Origin of the sequence: Streptomyces aureus, from assembly GCF_001418135.1 — a bacterium.
GTDB lineage: Bacteria > Actinomycetota > Actinomycetes > Streptomycetales > Streptomycetaceae > Streptomyces > Streptomyces aureus_A.
In genome coordinates, this window is record NZ_LIPQ01000498.1 from 1 (window position 1) to 4,327 (window position 4,327).

Below are 4,327 nucleotides of genomic sequence, written 5' to 3' on the forward strand. Positions count from 1 at the left end.
GCCACGGCCGCGCGCGCGGCCCGGCCGTCGGGATAGGCGGCGAGTCCGGTCAGGGAGTCGGCGATCCGCTCCCGCAGCCAGTCCGGTGGGGTGTTCGTCCGGACGTTGACCGCCAGGTCGATGAGTTTCTCGTCCCGTACCTCGGCGTCACCGTGGTGGCGCAGGTCGTGGGCGTCGGTATGCAGGTGCATGTCCATGGCCGCCGTCGTGTGGGGGGTGGGGATGGTGGGGGGTGAGCCAGGCTCGCCAGCGATGTACCCGTGAGTTCGGGGCAACAACCGTACGCCTGGGGCGTGTTCGTTCGGACGAACCGGGACAGAACGGGCGAGAGCGCACGTTACGCGGCGGGTTTTCCGCTTCGGTACGAGCAGCCCGGCGGACGTGCCCCCGCCCGCCGCGAGCAGCGCGGCCGCCTCCGCCACCGAGGCCGTACCTGTCGCGGCCAGCGGCCGCCCCGACGGATGCGGTACGGGCACGGCCGCGAGCTCCTCAGCCGTGAACGCCCGCACCGGGACGCCGAGCTCCTCCGCCGCCCCCGCGATCCCCGGCTCCGCCGCACGCGCGTCGAGCGTGGCGAGCGAGCGGACGTCCGTACGCGTCAGCCCCGCCTCCCGCAGAACCGCCTCGACCAGGGCGAGGACCTCGTCCACCGGGACCCCGGACCGGGCGCCGACACCGAGGTGCGCGGACGCCACCCCATCCGATACCAAAGGCCCATGGCTGTAGTCGTCGCGCTCGGCGCGTTCCTCATGACGCTCTTCGGAGGCTGGGTCGCGGGACGCGTCACCGACCGGCGTCACCTCGTCCTCGGCCTCGCCGGCGGACTCATGCTCGGCGTCGTCGGACTCGACCTGCTGCCCGAGGCCCTGGAGGCGGCGGGCGACGAGGTCTTCGGAGTTCCGGAGGCGCTGCTGCTCTTCGTCGGCGGCTTCCTCCTCGCCCATGTCGTGGAGCGACTCCTCGCCGTACGCCGGGCCGCACACGGCGTCGCGGCCGACGAGAGGGTCCCCCAGGTCGGCATGACGGCGGCGGCCGCGATGGTCGGTCACAGCCTCATGGACGGCATCGCGCTGGGCGCGGCCTTCCAGGTCGGCGGCGGCATGGGCGCCACCGTCGCCCTCGCCGTCATCACCCACGACTTCGCCGACGGCTTCAACACGTACACGATCACCAGCCTCTACGGGAACGCCCGCCGCAAGGCCGTCGGCATGCTCGTCGCCGACGCCCTCGCCCCGCTGATCGGCGCCGCCTCCACCCTGCTGTTCACCCTTCCGGTGGAACTCCTCGGCAGCTATCTGGGGTTCTTCGGCGGCGCCCTGCTCTACCTGGCCGCCGCCGAGATCCTGCCGGAGGCCCACCACGACCACCCCGCCCGCTCCACCCTGCTGTGCACGGTGGGGGGCGTGGGCTTCATCTGGCTCGTGGTGGGCGTCTCCGGCGGCTGATCTCACCTGCAGTGCTCCACGAAACGCGCGGCGGCCTCCGGGGACCCCGCCCAGTGGGTGTGGACATAGCTGGCGTGGACCCCGCCCTGCACGAAGCCCTCGACTCTCCTCTCGGGCTGCCGCAGCCCCCACGCGGCCGCCGCCCCGGCGCCCGGCTCGATGACGGTCCGGTGGAACTCGTGCCCCCGCATCCGCGCCCCGGCGGGCGCGAGCACGCTGTCGCTCACGGCGACGGCGTCCCGGTACCCGAGCGTGAGCCGCTCGGACATCCGCGCGTCCGCGTCGAGCACCCCGCACATGGGGGTGCCGTCGAGCGACCGCGCGAGATACAGCAGCCCGGCGCACTCGGCGGCGATGGGCGCGCCGGACGCGGCGAGCGCGGCGACGGCCTTCCGCAACGGCTCGTTGGCGGACAGCTGCTCGCCGTACATCTCGGGAAAGCCACCGCCTATGACGAGCCCGGAAGTCCCCTCGGGGAGGGCCTCGTCCCGGAGCGGGTCGAACGTGACGACCTCGGCGCCGGCCGCGCGCAGGAGCTCGGTGTGCTCGGCGTACGAGAACGTGAAGGCGGCTCCGCCGGCGACGGCGACGAGCGGCCTGCGGCCGGGCTCGTCCGCCGTCCGCGGCCCGGTGGTCGAGAGGTGGCCACCTTCCCCCGGGCTCCGTCCGGGGGTACCCCCACCGCCCCGCGGAACGCCTGCCCACACCCCGTGCGGTTCCCACGGCTCGGCGTGCAGGGGTGGCGCCGACCTCGCAAGCGCCATCAGCGCGTCCAGGTCGCAGCCCTGACGCACCTGCTCCGCCTGTGCCGCGACCGCCTCGACCGCGGCCGCCTGCCGCTCGGCCACCGGCACGAGCCCCAGATGCCGCGACGGAGTCGCCACGGCCGGAGCCCGCCGCAGCACCCCGAGCACGGGAACCCCGGACTCCCCGAGCGCCTCGCGCAGCAAGTGCTCGTGCCGGTCCGTGGCGACCTTGTTCAGGATCACGCCCCCGATCCGCACCTCCGGATCCCAGGACGCGAATCCGTGCACGAGCGCCGCCACCGACCGTGACTGCGAGGAGGCGTCGACGACCAGCACCACCGGCGCCTTGAGCAGCTTCGACACCTGTGCCGTGGAGGCGAGTTCGCCCTGGTCGGCGGCCCCGTCGTACAGGCCCATGACTCCCTCGACGACCGCCAGGTCGCACCCGCGCGCCCCGTGCTCGAAGAGCGGCGCGATCAGCCCCGTACCGCACATGTACGCGTCGAGGTTGCGGCCCGGCCGGCCCGTGGCGAGGGCGTGGTAGCCGGGGTCGATGTAGTCCGGTCCGACCTTGTGCGGCGAGACCGCCAGACCACGGCCGGCGAACGCGGCCATCAGGCCGGTCGCGACCGTGGTCTTGCCCGCGCCCGACGAGGGCGCGGCGATGACGAGACGTGCTACCACTCGATGCCCCGCTGGCCCTTCTGACCGGCGTCCATCGGGTGCTTGACCTTGGACATGTCGGTGACGAGATCCGCGAAGTCGACGAGCTCCTGCGGCGCGTTGCGGCCGGTGATGACGACGTGCTGGTGGCCGGGACGGTCGCGCAGCACCTGGACGACCTCGGCCGTGTCGATCCAGCCCCAGTGCAGCAGGTACGCGAACTCGTCGAGGACGTAGAACTTGTACTTCTCCTCGGCGAGGTCCCGCTTGACCTGCTCCCAGCCCTCGCGGGCCTTCTCCTCGTGCGACTGCTCGCCCTCGGCGACCTCGCGCTGGATCCAGGACCAGCCCTCACCCATCTTGTTCCAGGTGACGGTGCCGCCCTTGCCGGTCTCGCCGAGCGCCTTGAGGGCGTTCTCCTCGCCGACCTTCCACTTGGCGGACTTCACGAACTGGAACACCCCGATCGGCCAGCCCTGGTTCCAGGCGCGCAGCGCCATGCCGAACGCGGCGGTCGACTTCCCCTTGCCGACGCCCGTGTGCACCATCACCAGCGCGCGGTTGCGGCGCTGACGGGTGGTGAGACCGTCGTCGGGAACGACGGTCGGCTGTCCCTGCGGCATTAAGCGGCCCTCCTGGCAGTGGTGTTCCGGTTTCCCTGTACGTCCCGGACGAGTCCGGCGATCGAGTCGGCGCGCAGCTCGTCCAGGGTGACGGCGGTGCCGCCGAGTTCACGGGCGAGTTCACGGGCGAGCCCGAGCCGCACCGGTCCCGTCTCGCAGTCGACGACGACGGAGGCCGTGCCGTCGGCGGCGTGCAGCCGCGCCGCGCGGGCGGCGAGCGCCACCGGGTCGGCGCCGCCTCCGGTCGCCCGCCCGTCGGTGACGACGACGAGCAGCGGGCGGCGCGAGGGGTCCCGCAGCCGCTCGACGCGCAGGACGTCGTGGGCCTTGAGGAGACCGGCCGACAGCGGGGTACGGCCACCGGTCGGGAGCTTCTCCAGACGGGCGGCGGCCGCGTCGACGGACGAGGTCGGCGGCAGCGCCACCTCGGCGTCGCGGCCCCGGAAGGTGATCAGACCGACCTTGTCGCGCCGCTGGTAGGCGTCGAGCAGCAGGGAGAGGACGGCGCCCTTGACGGCGCTCATCCGCCGCCGGGCCGCCATCGAACCGGAGGCGTCCACGGCGAAGAGCACCAGGTTCCCCTCACGCCCCTCCCGGGTCGCCTGCCGCAGGTCGTCCCGGCGGACCACGAGCCCGGGGCCGGTCCGCCCACGGGCCTTCTGGTGCGGGGCGGCGGCCTGCACGGTGGCGGCCAGGTGCAGCTTGGTCAGCGCGCCCCGGGGACGTACGGATCCGGTGGTGCGGCCGTGCTCGGTGCGGGCCCGGGAGCGGCGCCCGGCCGCGCCCTCGCCCAGGCCGGGGACGCTGAGCACCTTCGTACGGAAGGGCTCGGCGGCGGCGACGGCGGCGC

5 protein-coding genes are annotated in these 4,327 nt (G+C 73.8%); 1 reads left to right on the forward strand and 4 read right to left on the reverse strand.

All coding sequences use genetic code 11. The features are described from left to right. Window positions 1-695 (reverse strand): cobalamin biosynthesis protein (locus AOK00_RS37790; protein WP_173861699.1); only part of this gene is annotated, 695 nt, incomplete at its 3' end. 21 nt (window positions 696-716) lie between these two features. Here AOK00_RS37790 and AOK00_RS32255 point away from each other — a divergent pair. Beyond that, a complete protein-coding gene (locus AOK00_RS32255; protein WP_055603718.1) occupies window positions 717-1,445 on the forward strand; it encodes a ZIP family metal transporter in 729 nt (242 codons plus the stop codon). 2 nt (window positions 1,446-1,447) lie between these two features. Here AOK00_RS32255 and AOK00_RS32260 read toward each other — a convergent pair whose 3' ends face one another. From AOK00_RS32260 to AOK00_RS32270, 3 genes are all read right to left on the reverse strand, one after another. Beyond that, window positions 1,448-2,875: a cobyrinate a,c-diamide synthase gene (locus tag AOK00_RS32260; protein ID WP_055603716.1), complete on the reverse strand. Its 1,428-nt coding sequence runs from the start codon at window positions 2,873-2,875 to the stop codon at window positions 1,448-1,450. Further along, entirely contained in the window at window positions 2,869-3,477 is a 609-nt protein-coding gene (gene cobO / locus AOK00_RS32265; RefSeq protein WP_055603717.1) for a cob(I)yrinic acid a,c-diamide adenosyltransferase, read from the reverse strand. The genes AOK00_RS32260 and cobO overlap by 7 nt, the downstream gene beginning before the upstream one ends. Then, window positions 3,477-4,327: vWA domain-containing protein (locus AOK00_RS32270; protein ID WP_159041894.1), on the reverse strand; the 851-nt coding region annotated here is incomplete at its 5' end. The genes AOK00_RS32270 and cobO, both read right to left, overlap by 1 nt.

What these genes read in the sequence shown, in the direction of transcription:
- AOK00_RS32255 (WP_055603718.1), top strand. Translation starts at nt 717, where the DNA reads ATGGCTGTAGTCGTCGCGCTCGGCGCGTTCCTCATGACGCTCTTCGGA.
- cobO (WP_055603717.1), bottom strand. Translation starts at nt 3,477, where the DNA reads ATGCCGCAGGGACAGCCGACCGTCGTTCCCGACGACGGTCTCACCACC.